At 68.3% G+C, this 5,003-nt stretch carries 6 protein-coding genes; all 6 read right to left on the bottom strand.

Annotated features, from left to right (window positions below):
- Positions 1-71: 71 nt before the first annotated feature.
- Complete coding sequence (locus tag DSP71_RS13140; RefSeq protein ID WP_113681303.1) at positions 72-737, bottom strand: hypothetical protein; 666 nt, start codon at positions 735-737, stop codon at positions 72-74.
- Positions 738-805: 68 nt separating this feature from the next.
- Positions 806-1,480 carry a hypothetical protein gene (locus DSP71_RS13145; protein ID WP_046746665.1) on the bottom strand — a complete coding sequence of 225 codons (675 nt, stop codon included), beginning with the start codon at positions 1,478-1,480 and terminating at the stop codon, positions 806-808.
- Between the two features lie 37 nt (positions 1,481-1,517).
- The gene (locus tag DSP71_RS13150; RefSeq protein WP_113681304.1) at positions 1,518-2,126 is read right to left on the bottom strand and encodes a hypothetical protein; all 609 of its coding nucleotides are present in this window, start codon (positions 2,124-2,126) and stop codon (positions 1,518-1,520) included.
- Positions 2,123-3,424 (bottom strand): hypothetical protein, encoded by a 1,302-nt coding sequence (locus tag DSP71_RS13155; protein WP_058631569.1) that lies wholly within the window; start codon positions 3,422-3,424, stop codon positions 2,123-2,125. The genes DSP71_RS13150 and DSP71_RS13155 overlap by 4 nt, the downstream gene beginning before the upstream one ends.
- Before the next feature lie 13 nt (positions 3,425-3,437).
- Positions 3,438-3,785 carry a hypothetical protein gene (locus tag DSP71_RS13160; protein ID WP_046746669.1) on the bottom strand — a complete coding sequence of 116 codons (348 nt, stop codon included), beginning with the start codon at positions 3,783-3,785 and terminating at the stop codon, positions 3,438-3,440.
- Positions 3,786-3,872: 87 nt separating this feature from the next.
- Entirely contained in the window at positions 3,873-4,772 is a 900-nt protein-coding gene (locus tag DSP71_RS13165; RefSeq protein WP_113681305.1) for a hypothetical protein, read from the bottom strand.
- Positions 4,773-5,003: the final 231 nt, after the last annotated feature.

Consider the following 5,003-nt stretch of genomic DNA (forward strand, 5'->3'; position numbering starts at 1 on the left):
CCCCCACCCTACGCGGCACCCACGAACACCGTCGATGGGGACAACTCCCCATCCACCCAGCGCGTACGGGATCAGCGGCGGACGAACACGGATCGGATCCGCACCCACAACGGATCCGCCTCCGACAAACCGGAGACGAGATGCATGACTCCCCCGACCTGCCCGAGGCCCGCCGCCAGAGCGATCACTCCGACGGCAGCCGAGGCCGCCGTCATCGAGGTGACTCCGGCTCCCAGATCACGGACGAACAGGGCGATGCCGCCGACGGCAACCAGCAGGGCGAGTGTTGCGGAGACGAGTCGCACGAAGAGGCGCGGTTCGAAGTTCGCGGTGCGCGCCCGGAGCCAACCACCCGCGCGGCGCTGCCGCCCGCCTGTCGTGTACGGCAGACGAAGCCACCAGGAGGCAGCCGACAGGATCCGCCGACCGCTCCACCACAGCGCGACCAGGACGGCGAGTCCGGCCAGTGCGACGATCACCGCGGTCACGATCACCGCCAGGTCGACCGGGGCGAGCGACCCGCCCAGCATCCGCACGGCTTCGATCATCCCTGCCGTGACGAACGCGCCGCCGATCGCGAGCGCGAAACCCAGGAGGCCCAGACCCCAGCGCGACCAGCGCTCGAAGTCCGTCCGCAGCACGGCGGCTGCACGATCCGCATCCACCGGACGAGCGTCCTGCGTGCGCGCCGCATCGATGAGGGGTCGCGACTCGGGTCGGATCAGCGCAAAAGCCATCGGCCCAGGTTATTCGCCGTCCAGCGGCGCCTCGGACCGCGCCCCCTTCGGGGAGCTGACGAGCTCGATCAGCCGCGGTCTGCCTGCTCCTCGGCGGTCGCAGGCACCGCGGGCTCCTCGGCCAGCTGCTCCCAGGCGAAGGTCGAGATCATGGCGTCGCTGAGCAGCTCGATGCCGTCGAGCACCTCTGCGGGGATCACGTCGCCGTCGGGGATCACGATGGTCGACGTGAACACGAGCGCCTTGCGACGCAGCGTTCCCGGCACCGGGATGATGTAGGTCAGGGTGCGCCCGCTCACACCGTCGATCGCCTGTGCGCCGGCCGGACGCTTCGTCTCGGCCGACCACCTGACGATGTGCTTGAGGTTCTCGTCGAGGAACACCGCCCCGCGCGCGCGGAACGCCTCCGTCACCCAGGCGTCGAGGTTCTCGCCGTCGGGCGCGTCGAGAGCGGATGCCGTGATCGACAGCGGCAGCAGCTCCTCCATCGGCACGTCCTCCTGCCGATAGATGGCGAACACCTTGGTGCGCCGCATGCCCTGATTGGCCTGGGCCATCATCGTGCGGAACTCCGCATCCAGGTCGGGGCGTCCCGCCTGCATGAAGATCGCGCTCGCCTTGCGCACGTCCTCCTGCTGTCCCGCGTTCGTCGGGAGATGCGCCTTCCACCCCGGGGGCAGCACGAGCCGGAAAGCCGGGATGCCGAAGCGGAACTCCACGCCGAGGTCGTTCATCTCGTTCATCGGGTGGTACTCCTCGTGTCGATCGTGAGGTCGGCAGTCACGCAGGCCGGCCGCTCGGCAGGGTGATGCCGGCGATGATCTTCGGGATCTGCTCCTCCATGAGGGCGAAGGGCTCGAGCGTCGACCCCATCGCCTCGATCATGATCGCAGACTCGCCGTCGCTGAGCATCACCGTCCAGTTCGCGATGGGGCGCGCCTCCCCGTCGTCGAGGAGCACGGCGGACGTGCGTCGCAGAAGGAAGCCCTTGCCATGGGAGTCAGTCTCCAGTGCCGTGAGTTCGGATGCCGTCGAGTCAGGGAGGGTGGCGATCTCGGTCAGGATGGCAGGGATGTCCAGGTCGGCGGCGGCGGAGACCGTGATCTCGATCAGGACGTCGCTGTACGCCCCGCGGGGGACGAACCACAGTTGCACGGCGGCGTTGCCGGCGAGGCCCAATATGCCCTCTGCCGTGAAGGCGAGCGCCTCGCGGTCACCATCGGTGAGCGGGGAACGTTCGGCGTAATGCTCGACCGCGGCCGACACCCATTGCTCCCCGCTGCCCGGCTCACGCCGCAGCAGATCGGCTGCAGGCAGCGGGATGTACCACTCCGCGTCGTAGGCGAAGTCCCATCGCGACGCGCCGTCGGCGACCGGCACCGAGGTCATCGGGTGAGACCGTTGAGCATGCTGGCCGGCGACAGGCCACCGGAAGGACTGCCGCCCGCGAGAGCCACACCCTTGTCCGCCCACTTGTACACGTTGTAAGCCTGCTCGAACAGGTCTGGCGCCGGAGCCTTCGCGAGGCTGGAGAGTGCATCCGGCAGCTGGTTGATCAACCGATTCCCGTATCCGGTGCCCGCCGCGACCGCCTCCTGGAACGAGACGGTGAACGACCGGTTGGCTCCGCCGAGGAAACGCTGACCGAGCCCCGCGAGGGTGAACGGGCCCGTCATGCGCGTCCGAGAGGCGTTCTGCACGAAGTTCGCGAAGTTCGCCTTGCTCATCACGCCCCAACTTCCCTTGGGGGCCGCGGTGATCCCACGAATGTTGCGGATCTGGCCGAGCGGCCCGGTGAGCTGCTTCGGAATCGCCTTGAAGAACTTCCCGAGCCCCTGCCCAAGCTTGCCGATCGGAAGCACGCCGATGATCGACATCGCGAGATCACCCCAGCCCTTCCGTCCGTCGAACATCAGGGCGACGGTCAGAGCGAGCGCGATGACGCCGACCACGAGTGCCGCGATCGCGAAGAAGGGCCCGCCGATGATGAGTCCGAGCACGGCGATCGCGAGCCCGATCCAACTCACCCATTCGGCCACGACCGCGAGGACACCCGCGATGTTCTCCCACGTGGAGTCCTCGCCGATCTTGTTGGCATCGGTGAGGCCCGACACAGCGGTCTCATAAGCGGTGTGCCAGGTGTCGTACTCGCCGTCGAACGCATCGAGGTTGTCGTTGTGCGTGGTCTCCGCGGTGCTCAGGGTCGATGCCGCACCGGAGGCGGCGTTCGCGAGATTCGTGCCGGCTGTCGTGTTCGCCGCCGCGTCCTCTTCCGCCGGCGGGTTCAGCCGCGTCGACGTGTTGTGCGCCTGAAGCGCGTCGGCGGCGTCGGCGGCGTTCGACTGCGCGGTCTGCAGCTCGGTGAGGCTGGTCTGGCAGTCGGCCACGATGGTGCGCATGCGGCTCTGCGCGGTCTCGAGCGCCGTGGCGTAGTTGCTCAGCGTCGTGCCTGCGGGCTTGTAGCGGCGACCCGCCTCGTCGAGATCCTTGTGGACGTCGTCGACGACGTCCTTGATCTTGTCCATCGCGTAGCCCTCGCCGTCGATGGAGCCGTCCTTGATCCCCTTGAGCGTCGCGGCGGCACTGACCATGCTGTCGCCCAGTTCGACGATCTTCGTTCCCCGGTCGGCGATCGCCACGGCATCCCCTGCCACGACCTCGACGTCACGCCCCTTGTTCGTCTGCATCTGCTTCTCTCCCCTAGACCGCTGCCGGCTGACGTCCGGCGCCCGGCGCGCTACCCGAACCCGACTGCTCCATCGACGTCGCCATCTCGGTGTCGAGGCTCATGACCTCGTCAACCGTTCCCTTGACGCGATCGGCGACCTCTTTGAGCTTGGTGAGCAGCTTGTCGCGACTGTCGTTCCAGCTGCCCTCGAAGTCGTGGCAGCGATCCTTGAGCCGTCCGTCGCCGTAGGGCCTGCCGACGGCGTTCTCGACGTCGTCCTGCTTCGCCGCGGCGGACTCCAGCTCGGCCACGATCGCCGTGAGCTTCTCGCTGGTCGTCTGCAGATCACTGATCGGCACGAGCATGCGTTCGCCTGCCATGGTCCCCCTCCTTCTTTCCCGGACGCTACGACGTTACTGGGAAGGGCGGCACGACGCGATGGGGAGTACTCCCCATCTGCCCGCGCCTCACACCCTCCAGCTGCTGTTCTTGCGCTTCTCCAGGATGCGCTCGGCGATCTTGATCGTGTCGGCGATCGACAGGAGGGAGAGTTCCGTGAGCGCCGCTGCACCGAGACCGCGCCTCTGCGCCTTGGCGGCGGTGGTCCGGACCGCAGGGCGCGCCTCCCGCGAAAGCATCTCGGCGAAGCTCGACCAACGGCGGAGGTCGAGCGTCGCCAGCTCGACGCGGTGGGCGCGGCGGAGACGCGCGAGTCGACGTCCGCCAGCTCTGCGCGTCGCGCTCGCCTCGTCGGCCGTGTAGTCGCCACGGCTCTGGGCCACTTTGGCCTGCTTCTGCGCAGTCGCCTCGATTACCTGCGTGACCTCCTCCGCGTACTCGGGCATCGACCGCAGCAGTCGCCGCTCCTCGGCCACCCAGCGCCGCAGGAGCACATCCCCGCACTCCGGACACAGCTTCTCCGGCATGACACCGTCGACCGCATAGCCGCATGCGCAGTCGATACCGCCGCGCTGCTGCGCCCGATGCGGACGTCCGCCAAGCCTCGCCCGCAGGAGTGAGGCTCCCACCGCGCTGCGCCCGAGCTCATCCGCCAGGAACCCCTCGCCGCTTCTGCGCTGCATGTCGGCGACCAGCAGCTCCCAGCGCTCCTGGTCAGCCGGCCGGATCAGCGGGCGGGCGGAGTTCGCGTACTCGTCCAGCACCGCGGTGATCTCCGCTTCCTGCGCGGCCCGCTTCAACGCGGTCGCGGAGGTGGCTCCCGGCCAGGACGGGAACGCGATGTGGGCCGCGAGTTCCCGCATCCGCGCATCACCCGAGACTCCCGCTGCCTCATGCAGCGCGGCCAGGGGCGCATTCGCCTCCAGCACACCACGTTCGAACTCCTCGACAGCCTCAGACGCACTCATGCTCCCAGGGTAGACGCCCCCATGCGACGAAGAGGGCCGACCGTCATGGTCGACCCTCTTCGTGAAACGCCGCTGTGCCAGCGGGTGGCGCTGTGTGTCAGCTGCCGGCGAGCTGCTGGTCCAGATCCTGGATCGCCCGCATCATCCCCAGCAGCGACTCCGACATGTCATTGATGCCATCGACCGCCGTCTTCAGACCCGTCGTCAGCTCCGTGTACCCCTCACCGAACT

The organism is Microbacterium sp. H6 (assembly GCF_003314775.1).
Classification (GTDB): domain Bacteria; phylum Actinomycetota; class Actinomycetes; order Actinomycetales; family Microbacteriaceae; genus Microbacterium; species Microbacterium oxydans.